Here is a 20040-nt window from a genome sequence, read left to right as displayed (position 1 = left end):
TCCCTCCTCGCGATCAGTAGAAGAAAGCCCACCGAACACCACACACCATGGCCAAACAGGAAGACGCGCTCATTGAGCTGCCCGGACGCGAAAGAATTCTCGCTGCCGCGCGCACGCTCTTCCCCCAACGCGGCTTCAGCAAAACCACGGTGCGAGATATCGCACAGGCCGCAGAAGTAGATGTGGCACTGATTGCCCACCACTTCGGCAATAAAAGAAACCTCTACGAAATCGCCACCAAAACCCCCATTGATCCATTGGATCTCGCCAAACGGCTCAAAGACATCGGCCCTGATACCGCTGGAGAAGCAGTCACCCGCCTTATGGCCGAACTGTGGTTGTCACCAATGGGGCCTAGCTATATCGCCCGCGTACGCGCCATCGTGGAAGAACCCGGTTCTTTTAGGGATATGCGCGAACGCCTCGATATTGTCTTTTGGGGTCGTATCCGCCGCGAACTTAGCGCCGCCGGCTACCCCGATGCAGACCTTCGGGTAGACCTCGCCCAAACCACACTCTTCGGGTTCTTCGCCGGCAAAGTCTTCCTTGAACAACCAGAACTAAAGCGCCTCGATATTGAAGGCATTGTGGATTGCTGCGCTCCGGTGGTGCAATGGCACCTCACCGGCCGCCCTGTGCGCGAAGCCGATGCACACCCTAATGCCGAGCACGACCCTGACCCCAACCAATTCCCCCTCTTTTAGCAAGGCGGCATCAACAAACACATCATGCGTCTATGGAGCATTCACCCCAGCCTGCTAGATAGCAAAGGCCTCGTTGCGTGCTGGCGAGAAACCCTCCTGGCCCAAAAAGTTTTAGCCGGCCACACCCGCGGCTACCGCCAACACCCGCAACTCCTACGCTTCCGGGAACAAGAAGACCCACTTGCCAGCATCGGCTGTTACCTCCAGGGCATTCATGCCGAGGCTTGCGCACGTGGCTATAACTTCGATGCCACAAAAATTCTTTTCCCCCACACGCAGGCCTCAAAGATCATGGTTACTAAGGGACAAGTCGACTTCGAAATCCAGCACCTGCGCAAGAAACTTCAAGAACGTGACCCGCAGTGGCTAGAAAGCAGTGCTTGGCACTACTCCCAGCCACCACTAAACGCACTCTTTACTCTCATCCCGGGGCCCATCGCCGAATGGGAGCGCCCCTAAACACAGCCCTATTCTTCAGGCGGCGGCGGGGGAGTAGGAGCGCCCTTCGGCGGGGCAATCTTCGGGTAATCCCGCACGGTCCCGACGGCGCCCACAGACTCAGCAGCCGATCCGCATGCCGCCTCCCCATCAGCACGCCCACCAGCACCGCCAGCAGCAGCACCAGTAACCACAGCGGTTGCCGCACCCACCTTCGGCCGATGCGGTGCCGGATCCCAATGCCCATCAACGGCCTTGCGTTGCACCACAATCGCCACCGCCAAGAGCACAAGCCCAATCAGCAGCACCGCGAGCGCCCCCAGGTTCCCACCAAGCTTCGTAGCCCCAGCAGCAAGAATGCCGATCCAACCAAAATCAGCATCCCCGAAGGTCGTGTTCTCCTCACCAAAGGAGCCCAACACCAACACCAAGAAGCCCGGCAACAGCGTAATTAACACGCCATTAGCAAAGGCCCCGAATACCGCACCGCGGCGCCCGCCGGTCGCATTGCCATAAACACCGGCAGCACCACCGGTAAAGAAGTGGGGCACCAACCCCGGCAAAATCAACGCCGCCCCAAACATTGGGTTCAACCAGGTCGCCAGTAAAGCCAACCCCACCAAACCACCAATGAAGGAAGAAATAAACCCAATCAGCACCGCATTTTGGGCATAGGGGAACACAATCGGGCAATCCAGTGCCGGAATCGCGCCGGGCACAAACTTCGCCGCAATGCCTTGGAATGCGGGGATCAACTCACCCAAGATGGTGCGCACACCAAACAGAATCACAGCCACACCCACACCGAATTTCAGGCCTTGATTCACCGCCTGCATAAAGTAATTCCCCGTCGAGGTAGCCCCACCATCAAAAGCCGCAAACGCCACCTCTTCACCAGCGCGGAATAACAAAATCACCGCCAACACCAGGTACATCAACACCATCGATAGCGCGGTCGACACCATCGAATCCCGCAGGAAGCGCAAACCCTCCGGCAAGCGCAATTCCTCCGTAGAAGGGGAGTTCTTCCCCACCAAAGACCCCACCGCACCGGCCGTAATATAGCCGGCTGTCCCAAAGTGCCCAATCGCAATCGAATCATCCCCACTAATCCGACGCGTCCATGGGTGCGCCAACGCCGGCAAAGACACCATCATGATGCCCAGCACCACCGCGCCAACACCCACCACAATCCAGGCGTTATAACCCGCCAGCGCCAACACCATGGTCAACAAGGTCGCCATAAAGAGCACATGGTGGCCCGTTAAAAACACATAGCGCAGCGGAGTGAAGCGTGCGAGCAACAAACTCACCGCAAACCCCAAAATCATCAGTCACGCCACCTGGCCACCAAATTGATCCTGCGCGATCCCCACAATCGCCTCATTAGTAGGCACCACTCCATGCGCCCCGGTAGGGCCTTCCACCATCACCCCCAAAGGTTCCAGCGAAGCACTCACCAACCCCGCTCCCCCAGCGATCAGCAAAAACCCGAGGGTGGCTTTAATCGCCGCTCCCACAACCTGCCCGAAGGGTTTCTTCAACGCCGCTAAACCAACAGCGGTAATAATGCCGATCAAAAACGCCGGAACAGCCAAAATCTCATTGACCACGAACTGGGCAATACTCATCACAATATGCATGTCAGCCTGCCTTTAAACGTCATAAAGATCGCGCAGCGCCGCGTCGATCTCCCGCGTATCCGTAAAATCCTCAACTACCCGCACCGGGATCCCCACATCCCCCAACGCGCGCGCAATCTCGCCGGAAGTCAGCACACAATCCGCTTCCTTCGCCTTACCCTTCGCACTAATCGTGTCGGTGGCTTCCACCTGAATAAACCGCGCCCACCCCCAGCGCTCCAGCACCGTCTCCAAGGTGTTCTTCAAAAACAAGGAAGTACCCAACCCATTGCCACACACCGTGAGGATCTTGTCGTGCGTACTCGACACCGCACTCTGCTCAACCTTTCGGGCAGTGCTTTCCGAGCTCGGCGTCCCAGACTCCCCAGGAATGCTGGCGAGAATGCGGTGGACTTCGCTTGCCGAAGCGGCTTCATTTAAACGCGAGTAGGTGTCCTTATCCCCGATGATGCGCGCCAGCTGCGCCATTGCCCTGGTGTGCGCCGAATCATCCACCGCCGCTAAGGCAACCACCACACTCACTGGATCATTGCGCTTATGCCCAAACTCCACCGGGGTAGCCAGACGCACCCACGAGATCGCCGTGTCATGCACCGCAGCGCTGGGCCGGGCATGCGCAAAAGCGAAGCCCGGGGCAATCACAATATAGGGGCCTTTATCGACCACCATGTCGATCATCGCCTGGGTATAAGCCGGCTCAATAATCCGGTCATTTTCCAATAACCCACCGGCCAGGCGAATAGCTTCTTTCCAATCCTTCACCGGTGCATCAACCCGGATGCGCGAAGGATCCAACAAACTACTCAAGGTATTCATAGGCTGGATCCTAAAAGGACTTTTAGAGCTTGCCAATACCCCTTTTAAGGGCTACAGCTACAAAGTCGAAGGACGCGCCACAAACACCGTGGCCAAACGCTTACCTTGCTCTTTCACCAACGCCACCGCACGGCCCTCCGGATCCACCGCGGCAAAGGTCCCCTTCAACCCACGCGGCTCTAGCCATTTACCCATCGCCAAATCAGCAGCCTCCTGGGTAGTGACCTCAAGGACCGGGAAACACAGCGGAAGCGCCTCATCTAAAGACATAAACTTCGGTTCCTCTTCCAATAGCGCCAACTCCGTGGCCTGCTCAATGGAAAAAGAGCCCACCGCGGTACGCCGCAATGCAGTGAGATGCCCACCAACCCCTAAAGCCTCACCCAGGTCACGAGCCAACGCCCGAATATAGGTGCCCGAAGAACACGCCACATCCACATCCAGATCAATAAAACCCTCGCCCCGGCGAATCTCATGCACCTTAAAACTGTCGATGCGCACCGGGCGCGCCGGGATCACAACATCCTCACCTTCACGCACCCTCTCGTGGGCGCGCTTGCCATTAATCTTGATGGCACTCACCGCGGTGGGACGCTGCATAATATCGCCGCTTAAATCCGCCACCCCTTGAAGAATCCGCTCATCCTCAATCGCAGCGATAGCAGCCGGCTTAGCCTGCGAAATAATCTCGCCTTCTCGGTCATCAGTGGTGGTAGCCGAACCCAAGCGGATCGTGCCCTTATAACGCTTATCGGCTTTGGTGAGATGCGCTAAAAATTTTGTGCCGCGATTAATACCCGCGACCAATACCCCCGTAGCCATCGGGTCCAAGGTTCCGGCATGCCCAACCTTGCGGGTACCGAAGTATCGGCGCAGCGTGGACACAACATCATGGGAGGTCATCCCCGCGGGTTTATCAACAATGGCGATCCCGCCCAGTACCTGTGAACTCATGGCACAAGCCTATGTCGTAATCTGTTGCAGTGGAGATTCGGCAGCAGATTTGGCACGGACTAGAAGATGTACCCGCAGACCTCGTGGCCTCCGTGGTCACAATCGGGGTCTTCGATGGGGTGCACCGTGGACACCGCACGCTCATTGATCGCGCCATCCAACGCGCTCGCGAACTCAATGTTCCCAGCGTGCTCGCAACCTTCGACCCGCACCCGCTATCAGTAGTGCGCCCCCAAAATGTTCCACCCATGCTCTCCACAGTGGATGACCGCGCCCGCTTAGCCCACGAACTGGGAATCAACGCAGTGCTCGCCTTCCGCTTCACCAAAGAGATGGCCGCACTCTCACCAGAAGAATTCTTCAGCTCCGTTCTCGTAGACACCCTCAAAGTCAAAGCCGTAGTTGTGGGCGAGAACTTCACCTTCGGCCACAAAGCCGCCGGCACTACCGACACTCTCCGCGAACTCGGCGAACGCTATGGCGTCGAGATTGATGTCCTACCGCTTCTCAATGACGGCCCCCAACGGGTCTCCTCCTCCGAAATCCGCGGGCTGCTCAACCACGGTGACCTCACCAAAGCCGCCGAAGCACTCGGTCGCCCCTATAGCGTGTGCGGCGAAATTGTCCGCGGTGCCGGCCGCGGCGGTAAGGAATTGGGTTACCCAACCGCCAACCAATACTTCCCAGACTCCGTCGCCCTCCCCGGTGATGGTGTCTATGCCGGCTGGTTCGAAATCGTCGATGCCAAAGGCCCTACCGGAGACATGGAAGAAGGCGTGGCCTACCCAGCTGCCATCTCCATTGGCACCAACCCCACCTTCGGTGATGAACGCCGCAGCGTGGAATCCTTCGTGCTCGATCGCGACGCCGACCTCTACGGCCGGATCGCGCGAGTAACCTTTGTGGAAAAGCTAAGGGACATGCATAAGTTCCACGGCGTAGAAGAACTCCTCGATGCCATCGGGGCTGATGTGGAAGCCACCCGAAAGGCGTTAGGAGCCTAAAACAGAAAGGTCGCCTTTCCACAGATGGCTGCTCCCACAAAAATCATCCTCGATCTCGACACCGGCATCGACGATGCCATGTGCTTGACCTACGTCCTGGGATCCCCAGAAGTTGAACTCATCGGGGTCACCGGAGTCTTCGGCAACGTCCAAGTCGAACAAGGTGTGCGCAACGCACGCGCAATTCTCGCTCTCTATAGGCAAAATCACATCCCAGTCATTGCTGGTGCTTCCAGACCAGAACAGGGCAGTGGCCCCTATGAAGTCGAAGAGATCGTGGAATTCATCCACGGCCACAATGGAATCGGCAATATCGACATTCCCGATGCCAGCGAACCGGCCACCACCGACGCCAAAGACGCCGCAGATTTCCTCATCCAGGCCTACCACCGCTTCGGCCAAGATCTCATCATCGTGCCCACCGGACCAGAAACCAATATCGCCGAAGCCATGCGGCGCGACAAAGACTTCGCACACGGCGCCCGTATCGTGCTCATGGGCGGAGCAGTCACCATCCCCGGCAATGTCCGACCCTGGTCGGAAGCAAATATTTTTGGCGACCCCGATGCCGCTAACTACCTGCTGCGCACCGCCCCGCAGATCACCATGGTTGGGTTGGATGCCACCCAACAAGTCCGGCTCACAAAAGAAGACACCGCCCGTTGGCGAGGCAACCCCAAAGGTGATTTCCTCGCCGATGCCGTCGACTACTACATCGACGCCCATGATCGCACCGCGCCGGGACTAAACGGCTGCTACCTGCATGATCCACTGGCCACCGCGATTGCGATTGACCCTAGCTTGGGCCGCTATGTGCCGCTTAATCTCAAGGTCGATACCGATGGCCCCACCCGTGGGCGCACCATCGCCGATGAAACCAGGTTGAGTAAAACCCCTAAAACCTGCCACGTCACGGTCGGTGTGGACAAGGAGCGTTTCCTGGCGGAGCTTATGAGCCGCATCCTTCGTGTGGTAGGGTCGTAGCGCTCACCAAGATGACTGCGGTCCACAGCAGTTAGAGCATCAAGAGTATGTGGACTGAAATAAACTAGGAGATTTCGTGGCTCTGACCCCGGAGAAGAAGAAGGCCATTTTGGCCGAGTACGGCCTACACGAGAGCGACACCGGTTCCCCGGAAGCTCAGGTGGCCTTGCTCACTGATCGCATCAACACGCTGACCGAGCACCTGAAGACCCACAAGCACGATCACCACTCGCGCCGCGGCCTCTTCCTGATGGTTGGTCGTCGTAAGCGCCTGCTCAAGTACCTCACGGACAACGACATCACTCGTTACCGTAAGCTGATCGAGCGTCTGGGTCTGCGCCGCTAACCTAGCCTCAAAGTTGAGCCCGTTCTAAGTTTTTTACTTAGGGCGGGCTTTTCGCTGCTAGAGTGAGTCTCTGTTGAGCGAAGAGTCAATCAACACGCGGTGGCACCGATGACCACCGCCGAGATAGAAAAACGTTCAGGAGAACACCTGCATGAGCCAAAAGAATGCCGTCGAATTCCACGAAGATCCGGATTACGGCATCATCGAGGCCACCGCGACCTTAGATAACGGTCGCCACGGAACCCGCACCATCCGCTTTGAAACCGGTCAGCTTGCTCGCCAGGCCGGCGGATCGGTCACCACTTACCTCGATGAAGACACCATGCTGCTCGCCACCACCACGGCCAGCAAGCAACCCCGTGAGGGATTCGACTTCTTCCCCCTTACCGTTGACGTTGAAGAACGCATGTATGCCGCGGGCCGCATCCCCGGCTCCTTCTTCCGTCGCGAAGGGCGCCCGTCTACGGATGCGATCCTGGCTTGCCGCCTGATCGACCGCCCGCTGCGCCCCACCTTCGTTAAGGGTCTGCGCAATGAAGTTCAAATTGTTATCACCGTGCTCTCGCGCGACCCCAAGGATTTCTACGACGTCGTAGCCATCAATGGTGCCTCCGCTGCCACCCAACTCTCCGGCCTTCCGGTTTCCGGTGCCGTCGGCGGTGTCCGCATGGCGCTCGTCGACGGTGACTGGATTGCCTTCCCGACCGTTGAGCAACACGAAGAAGCTGTCTTCGAAATCGTGGTTGCCGGTCGCCTCAGCGGCAAGAAGAACGATGATGTTGCCGTCATGATGGTCGAAGCTGGCGCCACCGAATCCGTCATGGAAAAGGTGAAGGACGGTGCCACCGCCCCCACCGAAAAGGTTGTCGCAGAAGGCCTCGAAGCCGCCAAGCCCTTCATCGCCACCTTGTGCAAGGCTCAAGCGGGCCTCGCCGAGCGTGCCGCCAAGGACACCCAAGAGTTCCCGCTCTTCCCGCCGTACACCGATGAGATCTACGAAGCAGTCGAGAAGAAAGCCTCGACCAAGCTCGCCAAGCTGCTCAAGCTCAAGGGCAAGCAGGAACGCGACGAAGCCACCAACGAGCACATGGAGCAGGTCGAAGAAGCTCTGCTCGACCGCTTCGAAGATTCCGGCAAGGAAATCCGTGCTGCCTATAACGCCCTGATGAAGAAGATCGTGCGCCGCATGATCCTCACCGATCACTTCCGTATCGACGGCCGTGGCGTCACCGATATTCGTGACCTTGGCGTGGAAGTTGATCTGATCCCGCGTGCACACGGTTCTAGCCTCTTCGAGCGTGGCGAAACCCAGATCCTCGGTGTCACCACCTTGGACATGCTCAAGATGGAACAGCACATCGATTCGCTGTCGCCGGTGGAAAACAAGCGTTATATCCACCACTACAACTTCCCGCCCTATTCCACCGGTGAAACCGGTCGCGTGGGATCCCCGAAGCGTCGCGAAATCGGCCACGGTGCGCTCGCCGAGCGTGCCTTGCTGCCGGTGATCCCTTCCCGCGAGGACTTCCCCTACGCCATCCGCCAGGTCTCCGAGGCACTGGGATCTAATGGTTCCACCTCCATGGGCTCGGTCTGCGCATCCACCCTGTCGCTTTACAACGCCGGTGTGCCGCTTAAGGCTCCGGTCGCTGGTATCGCCATGGGTCTGGTCTCCGATGAAGTTGATGGAGAGATGCGCTATGTCGCGTTGACCGACATCCTCGGTGCTGAAGATGCCTTCGGCGACATGGACTTCAAGGTTGCCGGTACGGAAGACTTCATTACCGCACTGCAGCTGGATACCAAGCTGGATGGCATTCCTTCCTCCGTGCTGGCTAAGGCACTCCAGCAGGCCCGCGAAGCCCGCCTGGAGATCCTCGATACCATGGCCCAGGTCATCGATGAACCCGATGAGATGAGCCCGCTTGCCCCGAAGATCACCGCAGTGAAGATCCCGATCTCCAAGATCGGCGAAATCATTGGGCCCAAGGGCAAGACCATCAACTCCATCACCGAAGAAACCGGTGCGGATATCTCCATCGAAGATGACGGCACCGTCTACGTGTCCGCCACCAGCGGTGAAGCCGCCGATGCTGCGATCGACAAGATCAATGGCATCGCCAACCCGCAGCTACCCAAGGTCGGGGAGCGCTTCCTTGGCACGGTTGTTAAGACCGTTGCCTTCGGCGCCTTCGTCTCCCTGCTGCCCGGTCGTGATGGCCTAATTCACATCTCCAAGCTCGGTGGCGGCAAGCGCATCGAGAAGGTCGAAGATGTGGTTAATGTTGGAGATAAGATCCAGGTTGAGATCACCAACATTGATGCTCGCGGCAAGATCTCCTTGGAGCCGGTGAGCAACGACGACTAAGAACATCAGGTGAGTTAGGTGCTGTCCCTCCATTCGGGCGACTATCAAGCAGAGATCACAACCGCAGGAGCGATTCCCACATCGCTGCGATACCAAGATCGACCGCTCATCGCCGAATGGGAGACAGCACCTGCGCCATTAACGGCGCAATGCCTGCTGCTTCCCTGGCCGAATCGCACAGCTGATGGCATCTACGCCCACCGCGGCGTATGCCACAAGCTGACGGTCACCGAAAAAGATCGCAATAATGCGATCCACGGTCTCCTCGGATACTCCGAGTGGATCCCCCAATCCCATAGCGACACCAGCGCATCCCTCATCTTCACCGATGAACCCAAAGAAGGCTGGCCCTGGTGGATGACCTATGAGATCACCTGGACCCTTGATGCCATCACTGGCTTAAGTGCCACCCTCAAAGTCAGCAACCAATCCGCGGAAGACACCGCACCGATTGGTTTTGGCTGGCACCCCTATCTCATCGCCCAAGGCGCCGCCTTGGATGATTGCATCCTGCGCATCCCCGAAGCCTGCAGCTACCTGCCGCTCGACCCCGAACGCTGTTTGCCGATGGGCCCAGAAGTCCCCATTGATGACCTATGCACCGTGGCAACTAAGAGTGGTCAAGATATGCGCGGGAAACTTTTCGATCACTGCATCCACCTCGGGGCCGAAGAATGTTACGCCGAGTTAGTAGACCAGCGCCCAGAAACCCAGGGCAGGGGAGTAGCCCTCTGGGGCGATAAGCCCCTGGATTGGTTGCAGATCTACACCGCTGATCCATCCTGGGGTGAACCTTTCCCCGGTTGGGGTCGAGCACTTGCGGTGGAACCGATGAGCTGCCCGCCTAATGCGCTACGCTCCGGCACTGATCTGATGTCCTTGGCCCCATCTGAGAGCATCGAATACTCTTTCGGCATACGAGCGATTACCCCCAATTAGGGCCAAACGTTCAAGTTTTATTTAAGAAACCCCTGGTAGACCACTTGTTCAGGTTTTCCAAGGGAATCTACCTATGCGAATAACTGCATACGGCGTAATAATCGACACGACACCGTCTTAAAGTGACCCGGACCCGGATTGCACCGAATACTGTGACCCTAGTCCCATTTAGGGGTCGTGGAATACCTCCCCTCCAGGCCACTTCAAGTGAAGTTCTCTCTCGCACAAAGGAGACGATCGTGATCGTTGCCGAGGGGGCATTACGCCTCAACGCATCGTGGGTCGACTACGCCCTCGTTGCCATCTACTTCATCTTCGTCCTGGGAATCGGCTTCGCCGCCCGCAATAAGGTGTCGAGTTCCATCGACTTCTTCCTCTCCGGACGTTCCCTCCCCGCTTGGGTGACAGGCCTCGCCTTCATCTCAGCCAACCTGGGCGCCGTGGAAATCGTTGGCATGTCCGCCAACGGTGTCCAATACGGCTTCCAAACCATGCACTACTTCTGGATCGGCGCCATCCCCGCGATGGTCTTCCTCGGCATCGTCATGATGCCCTTCTACTACGGATCCAAAGTCCGCTCAGTGCCTGAGTTCATGCTCCGCCGCTTCGGCCCCGGCGCACACCTGGTGAACTCCATCTCCTTCGCCATCGCGCAGCTGCTGATTGCAGGTATTAACCTCCTGCTGCTGGCCAAGGTTGTTAACTCGCTGCTCGGGTGGCCGCTCTATGTCACCCTGATCATCGCCGCAGTGATCGTGCTGTCCTACATCACCCTCGGTGGCCTGTCTGCAGCTATCTACAACGAAGTCCTGCAATTCTTCGTCATCATCGCAGCCCTGCTGCCCCTGACCATGATCGGCCTGCACAAGGTCGGCGGTTGGAGTGGCCTAAAGACCATGGTCCAAGCCGAATCACACTTCCACACCTGGCCCGGTACGGATATCTCCGGCTTTGAACACCCCGTGGTCTCCGTCATCGGCCTGGTCTTCGGTCTAGGCTTCGTGCTCTCCTTCGGTTATTGGACCACCAACTTCGTGGAGGTTCAGCGCTCCATGGCCGCGGATTCCCTGTCCGCTGCCCGCCGCACCCCGATCATCGGTGCCTTCCCGAAGATGTTCGTCCCCTTCATCGTGGTGTTGCCCGGCATGATCGCCGGTGCCACCGTCACCCCGATTATGGATGGCAATGCCGCCCCGAATGACGCGATGCTCTACCTCATGCGCGATATGCTGCCCAATGGTCTTTTGGGTGTCGCCCTTGCTGGTCTGTTGGCCGCCTTCATGGCCGGTATGGCCGCCAATATTTCGGCCTTCAACACCGTTATGTCCTACGACATTTGGCAGACCTATATCGTCAAGGACCGCGAAGACGACTACTACCTGCGCTTCGGCCGCATCGCCACGGTAGCGGCCACCGCCATTGCTGTGTTCACCGCACTCATTGCCCAGAACTTCGGCAATGTCATGGACTACCTGCAAACCCTCTTCGGTTTCTTCAACGCCCCGCTATTTGCCACCTTCATTCTGGGTATGTTCTGGAAGCGCATGACCCCCACCGCCGGTTGGGTGGGCCTGGTTTCCGGTACTGGTTCTGCGATCATCTACTGGTATATCTGCAACTTCACCGGCGCCGAAGCTGCCTTCTTCAACCTGCCCGGCCAAGGCACCGCCTTCGTTGCCGCCTCCATCGCCTTCGTCGTGGATATTGTGGTCTCCATCGTGGTCTCCATGTTCACCACCCCGAAGCCGGATGAAGAGCTGGTGGGCTTCGTCAAGTCCGTCACCCCGAAGGAACAACTCGTCGACGCCAACGAAGACGGCCTGGCCTGGTACCGCCGCACCGTGCCACTAGGCATGCTCTGCCTGGGCATGGTCATCGTCCTCAACGTCGTCTTCGCCTAAAGCGCCAAAGGAGTCACACACAATGGCTACATCTACTTCCAACGCGGTGGCTAAGACTAAGAAGCCACGCCGCGTCGCCGGAGCCTTCGACATCCGCAATGTCATCGGCATGCTCCTGGCTATCTACGGATTCATCGTCCTACTCTCCGGGCTCCTGCTTGATCCCGGCATTGACCCCAGCGATGGCACCATCAAGAACGCCGGCTACAACATCTGGGCAGGTGTCGCCCTACTCATCGTCGCCGCAGTATTCATGGGCTGGGCTTATTTCAAGCCCATCGTCGTTCCGGTCAACCCGGGCGACGCCAATCCCGAGACCGCAAACCCCAACCCCGCAAACGAGGTGTAAGCACACAGATCATGTCTGCTGAACACGCTTTTCGAGTTACCCGCACAACTCTCGCGGACGGCCGCGAATTGCTCTACTTCGATGATGAAGCAGGCTATGTCTCCGGGCAGAGAACCCGGGAGCTCAATGACTCCCGGGATCTCCCCGAAGCACACACCGAATCAGAGTTGCGCCGCGACCCACTGACCGGTGAATGGAATTGCTACGCCGCCCACCGCATGAACCGCACCTTCATGCCACCCAAAAACGCCAACCCCTTGGCACCCACCACCGACCCAGCTGCCCCTACTGAGATCCCAGCTGATGACTACGATGTCGTGGTCTTCGAAAACCGCTTCCCCTCGCTGTCTATGCACATGGAAGTACCCGAAGACTTCGCCACCGAAGTTGATGGCCAAGATCTCTTCCCGCGGCGCCCAGCGCTCGCACGCTGCGAGGTGGTGTGCTTTACCCCGGATGCTGATTCCAGCTTCAAGGAACTCAGCTACTCCCGCGCCCGCACCGTGGTGGAGGCCTGGGCGCATCGCACCGAAGCGCTCTCCCGGCTAGAGGGAGTGCGAGTGGTTTTCCCCTTCGAAAACCGCGGCGAAGAAATCGGTGTCACCCTGCAGCACCCGCACGGGCAGATCTATTCCTACCCCTACCTGCCCACCCGCGCTGCCTTAATCGACAAGCAATGCCGGGAGTACGCCGCCGCCCACGACGGCGCCGACCTCTTCCAGGCAGTGCTCGAAGCGGAACTCAACTCCGGGCGCCGCATCATCGCCGAAGGCGAGCACTTCGTGGCCTTCGTCCCAGCGGCCGCCAAGTGGCCAGTCGAAGCCATGCTCATGCCGCGCCGCGACGTGAAGGATTTTTCCCAGCTCACCGACGAAGAAAAAGAAGAACTCACCCACATGTATCTCGATCTTCTTCGCCGCCTGGACCAATTCTTCGAGGGGGTAGACTCCGTCCCCTATATCGCCGCCTGGAACCAAGCCCCCTGGAACACCACCCAAGGGCAGGCAGCCTCCGCCGACGCACAGGGCGAATACACCACCCGCTACGGCCGCCTCCACCTGGAGCTTTTCTCGATGATGCGTTCCGCCGGCCGCATGAAATTCCTGGCTGGTTCAGAATCCGGCATCTCCGCCTGGATCTCCGATACCACCCCAGAACGCATCGCCGATCGCTTCCGTGAGATTGGAGCCCAGCAGTGAATACCCACGTCCACTGGATCCCCACCCGCAGCCGCACCGAAGCTGCCGAAGACGCCACCGAGCTCTTCCGCAACACCTACAACACCAACCCCGCTGGCTGCTGGGTGGCCCCCGGCCGCGTCAACCTCATCGGCGAGCATGTCGACTACGCCCAAGGCATCAGCCTGCCTTTCGCACTAAGCCAGGTCACTGCGGTGGCCGCGGCCCCCCGCGAAGATACCTTGGTGCGGATCACCTCCATTAGCGGGGATAATACCCTGCAAACCGAGGTTGATCTTAAAGATGTTGGCCCTAAAAACCCGGCCAATTGGTCCGGCTATATTGTGGGCACCATCTGGGCCTTAGCCGAAGCAGGCGTGGTCCCACTGCGCGGCTATGACATGGCCTTGGTATCTGATGTTCCCCTCGGCGCGGGGCTATCTAGCTCCGCGGCGCTGGAATGTTGCGTTGCCGTTGCCGCCTGCGACCTGCAGGAAGCTACGGCCGAAAAAGATATCCTCGCCAAGGCCTGCATGCGCGCAGAAAATGAGGTCGTTGGTGCCTCCACGGGCGGGCTGGATCAGCAGATTTCGCTCAAGGGCGAAGATGGCCACGCCCTTGCCATCGACTTCCGCGATAATAGCAGCTACCAGGTGCCTTTCGATATGGAAGGCCACGGGCTTGCCATCCTGGTTGTCGACACCAACGCCCCGCATGAACTCGCCGATGGCCAATACGCCTCCCGCCGAGCCGTCATTGATGGGGTAAGCGAAAAATTTGGTCCCCTACGCGACCAAGAAAACCTCAACCCCGATCAGTGGGCGGATGAAAACCCAGACCCCAGCGGCACCCTCGACGCGGAGGCGTGGCGCAAGAAGGTCCGCGCGCGGGTCGCGCATGTCCAAAGCGAAATCGCCCGCACCGCCAACGCCATTGAGGAGCTCAAACGCGGCGATATGCAGGCCTTTGGCAACTCCATGTGCGCCTCGCACGCCTCCCTACGCGATGACTACGAGGTTTCCTGCCCCGAACTCAACATGGTGGTCGACACCGCCATGGCGCAGGGAGCCCTGGGTGCGCGCATGACCGGCGGCGGTTTCGGAGGCAGCGCCATCGCCCTGGTCAAGAAGGCAGATATTGAAAAAATTGCCCAAGCGATTGCCGACGCTTTTGCGGAAGCTAATTTCCGAGACCCGCGGGTGGCAGTCGCTATCCCAGCCGCAGGTGCGCAGCGGGTGGAGGTTTAGCATCACGTAAATTCTTCCAAGGCTAGACTCGTCGTGAGTAAATGCAGCAGCATTTCAACACACGACGAGTTCAGTCTTTTTTAAGGAGCATTCAAACCAATGGGTATTAAGGTGGCCGTACTCGGAGCACACGGACGTGTGGGATCCGCCATTGTCGAAGCCGTCAAAGAAGCCGAAGACCTCGACCTCTACGCCACCGTCGACGAGGGCTCCCAAATCGAAGACATTAAAGGCGCCGATGTAGTCGTCGACTTCACCACCCCCAACGCGGTGATGGATAACCTCAAATACGCCCTCGGGGAAGGCATCCACGCCGTGGTAGGCACCACCGGCTTTACCCCAGAACGTCTCGAGCAGGTGCGCTCCTGGTGCCAAGAATCCACCGCCCACGCACTTATCGCCCCGAATTTCGCGATCTCCGCGGTACTCACCATGGCTTTCGCCAAGCAGGCCGCACAATACTTCGAATCCGCCGAAGTCATTGAATTCCACCACCCCAATAAACTCGACGCCCCCTCCGGTACCGCCGTGCACACCGCCGAAGCCATTGCCGCCGCCCGCAAAGAAGCCGGCATGGATGCCTGCCCAGATGCCACCGATCAGTCCCTAGATGGTGCCCGCGGTGCGGATGTTCAGGGCATTAAGGTCCACGGGGTGCGTATGCAGGGCATGGTTGCCCATGAAGAAGTGATCTTCGGTACCCAAGGCCAAACCCTTACTATCCGCCAAGATTCCTATGACCGCACCAGCTTCGTGCCCGGTGTGCTGCTAGGCGTGCGCAAGATCAATGAACACCCGGGGCTCGTCGTGGGTCTTGATGAGTACCTCGGGATTTAAGATGTCCCGCGCCGCGAAGCTAGATGTGGCACTGATTGCCGCCACCCGTTTCCAAGCACCCGAAGACGTTGATTGGTCCACCGATGCCGAAGGCCCCGAGGCACTTATCGAATTCGCTGGCCGCGCCTGCTATGAAACCTTTGATAAACCGAACCCGCGGACCGCAACCAACGCCGCGTATGTTCGCCACATCATGGAAGTAGGCCACGCCGCCCTATTCGAGCACGCCACCGCCACCATGTATATCCGCGGTATCTCCCGGGCTGCCACCCACGAGTTCCTCCGTCACCGGCACTTTTCTTTCTCCCAACTCAGCCAACGCTTCACCCACGATGAACCCACCGTCGTGTTGCCACCGGCTATCGCAGAGGATGAAGAATTAAGCCGGCTGATGTTAAACGCTGCCCAAGACCTGGCGTTTATTCACGATGATCTGCTTGGTGCCTTAGAAGAAAAACTTGGTACCAACCCGCTGGCCACTCGGCAGGCCCGCCAAGCAGCCCGCTATGTGTTACCCGCAGCCACGGAATCGCGCATGGTGGTCACCGGGAATTACCGCACCTGGCGGCACTTTATTGCCGCGCGCGCCACCGAGCATGCCGATGTGGAGTTACGCACCCTAGCCATCGAATGCCTGCGGCTCTTGCGTGTGGAAGCACCCACCGCGTTTGGGGATTTTGATATCAGTACATTGGCTGATGGCACCGAAATGGCGACCAGCCCTTATGTGGCGGAGTTCTAGCTTAGACACGCCGCACACACCAAGCAGGCCCCTCGATAGTGGCGTTGGTCGCTTAAACGGGTAACCTGGTTGGACATGAGCACAGGTTTGTCAGCAACAGGCGGCGTCGAGTACTTCGGTACCGTCTCCGTCGCTATGGTCACCCCCTTTGACCGCGAGGGTTCCCTCGATGTGAATCAAGGCGTAACCCTTGCTGCTCACCTAGTCGATAATGGCTGCGATGCATTAGTACTCGCCGGCACGACAGGTGAAGCCCCCACCACCTCGGTGGCGGAAAAACTTGAGCTGCTCAAAGCCGTCAAAGCCGAAGTAGGGGAGCGCGCCCGCATCATTGCCGGCTGCGGCACCAATAACACGGCCAGCAGTGTTGAGCTTGCTCAACAATCTGCTGCTGCCGGAGCCGATGCTTTACTATTGGTCACCCCCTACTATTCCAAGCCCAGCCAAGAGGGCGTTATCGCGCACACCACCGCTGTTGCCCAGGCAACAGATCTTCCGATGTGCCTCTATGACATTCCCGGACGGTCCGGAATAGCCTTATCGGCAGACACGATCCGTCGCCTAGCAGAAGTTCCTAGCATCAAGGGGGTCAAGGACGCTAAAGGCGATCTTGGCCTGGGCGCAGAACTCATGCGCGAAACCGGTTTAGCCTGGTACTCCGGCGACGATCCGCTCAATCTACCCTGGCTTGCTCTTGGTGCCAGTGGTTTCATCTCGGTGGTTGGCCATGCCGCCCCGAAAGCTCTTCGCGAGCTCTACACAAGTTTTAACAACGGCGATCTCGAGACCGCACGCCGCATCAACGCGGAAGTTTTAACCCCCCTTATTCATGCCCAAGGGCGACTCGGCGGGGCCACTATGGCTAAAGCCGCGCTTCGCCTCCAAGGCATTGTTGTTGGGGAGCCACGCCTGCCTGTTAATGGGGCAAGCGACGCGGAACTCGAGGACCTCGCCCATGACATGAAAAAAGCAGGAGTCCTGTAAGTATGACTGATTCTCCCAAGCGGACCCGGAAGGTCACCCGTAAGGCTGGCCCACCCGAGTCCGCTGATTCGGCTGATCAGACGAAGCGTAAGCGCACTCGTCGCAGCAACAACAAAGCATCTTCGGCCGCCAGCGCCCCGCAGCCCCAGTTCTCTGGCGGGCAACAAGGCGACCGCGATGCCGTGAACACTGCTGCCGCTCAGACCGATGCAACTGGCACCACCAAGAAGAAAAGCAATAACAGTAACGGTGGCGGCAATCGGAGTAAGAACAACAGCAATGCCGGCAACAGCAATAACCAGCAACGCCAGCAACGTGGCCGCCGCAATGTGGTGAAATCCATGCAGGGCGCAGACCTCACCAAGCGTCTGCCCGCCCCGCCGAAGGCACCGAAGAATGGTCTGCGCATCTATGCGCTAGGCGGGATCTCCGAAATTGGCCGCAATATGACGGTCTTCGAGTACAACAACCGTCTCCTGATCGTGGACTGCGGTGTGCTCTTCCCCTCCTCCGGTGAACCCGGTGTGGACCTGATCCTCCCGGACTTTGGTCCCATTGAGGATCAACTCGACCGCGTGGACGCTTTGGTTATCACCCACGGTCACGAAGACCACATTGGTGCCATCCCCTGGCTGCTGAAACTGCGCCACGATATCCCGATTCTGGCCAGCCGTTTTACTGCTGCGCTGATTACCGCCAAGTGCCAGGAACACCGCCTGCGCCCGCGCATCATTGAGGTTAATGACAAGTCCAATGAAAATTGGGGTCCGTTCAATGTGCGTTTCTGGAATGTGAACCACTCCATTCCGGACTGCTTGGGCTTGGCCATTAAGACTGGTGCTGGCCTGGTTATTCACACCGGCGATATCAAGCTGGATCAAACCCCCACCGATGGTCGCCCCACCGACTTGCCGGCGCTTTCCCGCTTCGGCGATGAAGGTGTGGATTTGATGCTGTGCGACTCCACCAACGCCACCACCCCTGGTGTTTCTGGTTCGGAAGCAGACTTAGCACCCACCTTAAAGCGCCTGGTAGCTGATGCTTCACAGCGCGTGATCATCGCTTCTTTCGCCTCCAATGTGTACCGCGTGCAATCCGCGGTGGACGCAGCAGTGGCAGCGGGCCGCAAGGTGGCCTTCAATGGCCGCTCGATGATCCGCAATATGGATATCGCCCAGAAGCTGGGTTACCTCAAGGCGCCGCGCGGCACCATTGTCTCTATGGATGATGCTGCCAAGATGGCACCGCACAAGGTGGTTTTGATTACCACCGGTACCCAGGGTGAGCCCATGGCAGCGCTGAGCCGCATGGCGCGTCGCGAGCACCGCCAAATCACTGTGCGTGATGGTGACCTGATTATCTTGAGCTCCTCCCTGGTGCCGGGTAATGAGGAAGCTGTTTTCGGTGTGATCAATATGCTGGCCCAAATTGGTGCCACCGTGATCACTGGTCGTGATGCGAAGGTGCACACCTCTGGCCACGGCTATGCCGGGGAATTGCTCTTCCTCTATAACGCTGCCCGCCCGCGCAATGCCATGCCGGTGCACGGCGAGTGGCGCCACCTGCGCGCTAATAAGGAACTCGCCATTGCCACGGGTGTGGAACGCGAACGCGTGGTTCTCGCCCAAAATGGTGTGGTTGTTGACCTAGTTGATGGCCGCGCTGAAGTCGTAGGCCAGATCCCAGTCGGCCACATGTATGTCGATGGTTCCACCATGGGCGATATTGATGCTGAAGTGCTGGCGGATCGCACCTCCTTAGGTGAAGGTGGCTTGATTAATATCACCGCCGTGATTGATAACCGCACTGGTCGTCTGCTTGAGAAGCCTTCCGTACAGGCCCGTGGCTTCTCTGAAGATGCCCGCGCCATGATGCCGGAAGTCGCCGAGTTGGTGCAGACCACCATGGATGACCTGGCAGCTACTGGGGAAAATGATCCCTACCGCATGGTGCAGCAACTGCGCCGCAAGGTTGGCCGCTATGTGGAACAGAAGTGGCGTCGTCAGCCGATGATTATGCCCACTGTTATCCCCATGACCTCTTCGGATGTGCATGTGGATGATGATGACATCAGGGCTCACCGCGAAAGCCTCTAATGTCTTTTGCACGCAAGGAAATGGCCCAGCTTAAGCAACTGCTGCTTGAGCTGGGCCCGCATGCGCCCACGCTATGTGAAGGCTGGGAGACGAAGGACTTGGCGCGCCATAATTTAGTGCGCCAACAGCCCTGGCGTTACTTCCAGAAGCTGAGCTACGAGGACACCGTTAACCTGTGGAAACCCACCGCGGTTGATGATGTGGTCAATACGGTCGAGTACTTCATTCACCATGAGGATGTTCGCCGCGCCAATGGGATGGCACCGCGCGAGTTTTCTACCAAGGTAGAAAAAATGCTGGTGGAAAAGCTGAAGGTTTTTGCGCCCGTGTTATTGCGCAAGGAAAAGCCCATTATGTTGGTGCCCGAAGGTTTCCCGGCGATTGTGTTGGGGGATCGTGGGGTAGCCACACGCGGTGATGCGGTGACCAAGGTGATGGGGAAACCTAGTGAGTTGATTCTTTGGGCTTGGGGTCGGCGACAGGCCGCAGAAGTCACCTAATGTGAAAGCT

Annotated in this window: 17 protein-coding genes and 2 pseudogenes; 16 read left to right on the top strand and 3 right to left on the bottom strand. The window is 58.5% G+C overall.

What is annotated here, in order from left to right; translation table 11 throughout:
- Positions 1–47: 47 nt before the first annotated feature.
- Together BMZ01_RS03170 and BMZ01_RS03165 are read left to right on the top strand one after the other, a co-directional pair.
- The gene (locus BMZ01_RS03170; RefSeq protein WP_092284361.1) at positions 48–704 is read left to right on the top strand and encodes a TetR/AcrR family transcriptional regulator; all 657 of its coding nucleotides are present in this window, start codon (positions 48–50) and stop codon (positions 702–704) included.
- Positions 705–728: 24 nt separating this feature from the next.
- Positions 729–1163, top strand: a complete 435-nt coding sequence (locus BMZ01_RS03165; RefSeq protein ID WP_092284359.1) for a pyrimidine dimer DNA glycosylase/endonuclease V — start codon at positions 729–731, stop codon at positions 1161–1163.
- An 8-nt stretch (positions 1164–1171) separates the two neighbouring features.
- On the opposite strand, the pseudogene BMZ01_RS03160 reads toward BMZ01_RS03165, so the two are convergent.
- From BMZ01_RS03160 to truB, 3 genes and pseudogenes are all read right to left on the bottom strand, one after another.
- A pseudogene (locus tag BMZ01_RS03160) lies at positions 1172–2785 on the bottom strand (PTS ascorbate transporter subunit IIC).
- 12 nt (positions 2786–2797) lie between these two features.
- Complete coding sequence (locus BMZ01_RS03155; protein WP_092284357.1) at positions 2798–3601, bottom strand: PTS sugar transporter subunit IIA; 804 nt, start codon at positions 3599–3601, stop codon at positions 2798–2800.
- Positions 3602–3658: 57 nt separating this feature from the next.
- Positions 3659–4555 (bottom strand): tRNA pseudouridine(55) synthase TruB, encoded by an 897-nt coding sequence (gene truB, locus BMZ01_RS03150; protein WP_092284355.1) that lies wholly within the window; start codon positions 4553–4555, stop codon positions 3659–3661.
- Positions 4556–4584: 29 nt separating this feature from the next.
- Between truB and BMZ01_RS03145 the strand changes: the two genes are divergently transcribed.
- From BMZ01_RS03145 to BMZ01_RS03080, 14 genes and pseudogenes are all read left to right on the top strand, one after another.
- Positions 4585–5559, top strand: a complete 975-nt coding sequence (locus tag BMZ01_RS03145) for a bifunctional riboflavin kinase/FAD synthetase (RefSeq protein WP_395890713.1) — start codon at positions 4585–4587, stop codon at positions 5557–5559.
- A gap of 24 nt (positions 5560–5583) precedes the next feature.
- On the top strand, positions 5584–6543 hold the full coding sequence (locus BMZ01_RS03140; RefSeq protein ID WP_092284353.1) for a nucleoside hydrolase: 960 nt from the start codon (positions 5584–5586) through the stop codon (positions 6541–6543).
- A gap of 76 nt (positions 6544–6619) precedes the next feature.
- The gene (gene rpsO / locus BMZ01_RS03135; RefSeq protein WP_092284351.1) at positions 6620–6889 is read left to right on the top strand and encodes a 30S ribosomal protein S15; all 270 of its coding nucleotides are present in this window, start codon (positions 6620–6622) and stop codon (positions 6887–6889) included.
- 151 nt (positions 6890–7040) lie between these two features.
- A complete protein-coding gene (locus BMZ01_RS03130) occupies positions 7041–9257 on the top strand; it encodes a polyribonucleotide nucleotidyltransferase (protein WP_092284349.1) in 2217 nt (738 codons plus the stop codon).
- Between the two features lie 18 nt (positions 9258–9275).
- Positions 9276–10196 carry an aldose epimerase family protein gene (locus tag BMZ01_RS03125; protein WP_092284347.1) on the top strand — a complete coding sequence of 307 codons (921 nt, stop codon included), beginning with the start codon at positions 9276–9278 and terminating at the stop codon, positions 10194–10196.
- A gap of 242 nt (positions 10197–10438) precedes the next feature.
- Positions 10439–12097, top strand: a complete 1659-nt coding sequence (locus BMZ01_RS03120; RefSeq protein WP_092284703.1) for a sodium:solute symporter family protein — start codon at positions 10439–10441, stop codon at positions 12095–12097.
- A gap of 22 nt (positions 12098–12119) precedes the next feature.
- Positions 12120–12446 (top strand): hypothetical protein, encoded by a 327-nt coding sequence (locus BMZ01_RS03115; protein ID WP_092284344.1) that lies wholly within the window; start codon positions 12120–12122, stop codon positions 12444–12446.
- Positions 12447–12457: 11 nt separating this feature from the next.
- A complete protein-coding gene (gene galT / locus BMZ01_RS03110) occupies positions 12458–13645 on the top strand; it encodes a galactose-1-phosphate uridylyltransferase (protein ID WP_092284342.1) in 1188 nt (395 codons plus the stop codon).
- Complete coding sequence (galK, locus tag BMZ01_RS03105; RefSeq protein WP_092284340.1) at positions 13642–14871, top strand: galactokinase; 1230 nt, start codon at positions 13642–13644, stop codon at positions 14869–14871. The genes galT and galK overlap by 4 nt, the downstream gene beginning before the upstream one ends.
- 99 nt (positions 14872–14970) lie before the next feature.
- Positions 14971–15708: a 4-hydroxy-tetrahydrodipicolinate reductase gene (gene dapB, locus BMZ01_RS03100; protein WP_092284338.1), complete on the top strand. Its 738-nt coding sequence runs from the start codon at positions 14971–14973 to the stop codon at positions 15706–15708.
- Between the two features lies 1 nt (position 15709).
- On the top strand, positions 15710–16450 hold the full coding sequence (gene thyX / locus BMZ01_RS03095; RefSeq protein ID WP_092284336.1) for an FAD-dependent thymidylate synthase: 741 nt from the start codon (positions 15710–15712) through the stop codon (positions 16448–16450).
- A 75-nt stretch (positions 16451–16525) separates the two neighbouring features.
- Positions 16526–17434, top strand: a complete 909-nt coding sequence (gene dapA, locus BMZ01_RS03090; RefSeq protein ID WP_092284334.1) for a 4-hydroxy-tetrahydrodipicolinate synthase — start codon at positions 16526–16528, stop codon at positions 17432–17434.
- Positions 17435–17706: 272 nt separating this feature from the next.
- Positions 17707–19530: pseudogene (locus tag BMZ01_RS03085) on the top strand (ribonuclease J); the annotation flags it as partial.
- A 20-nt stretch (positions 19531–19550) separates the two neighbouring features.
- Positions 19551–20030 carry a TIGR03085 family protein gene (locus tag BMZ01_RS03080; RefSeq protein WP_223845858.1) on the top strand — a complete coding sequence of 160 codons (480 nt, stop codon included), beginning with the start codon at positions 19551–19553 and terminating at the stop codon, positions 20028–20030.
- Positions 20031–20040: the final 10 nt, after the last annotated feature.

Source organism: Corynebacterium spheniscorum (genome assembly GCF_900113445.1).
Classification (GTDB): domain Bacteria; phylum Actinomycetota; class Actinomycetes; order Mycobacteriales; family Mycobacteriaceae; genus Corynebacterium; species Corynebacterium spheniscorum.
This window is presented reverse-complemented; position numbering and strand designations above follow the sequence as displayed.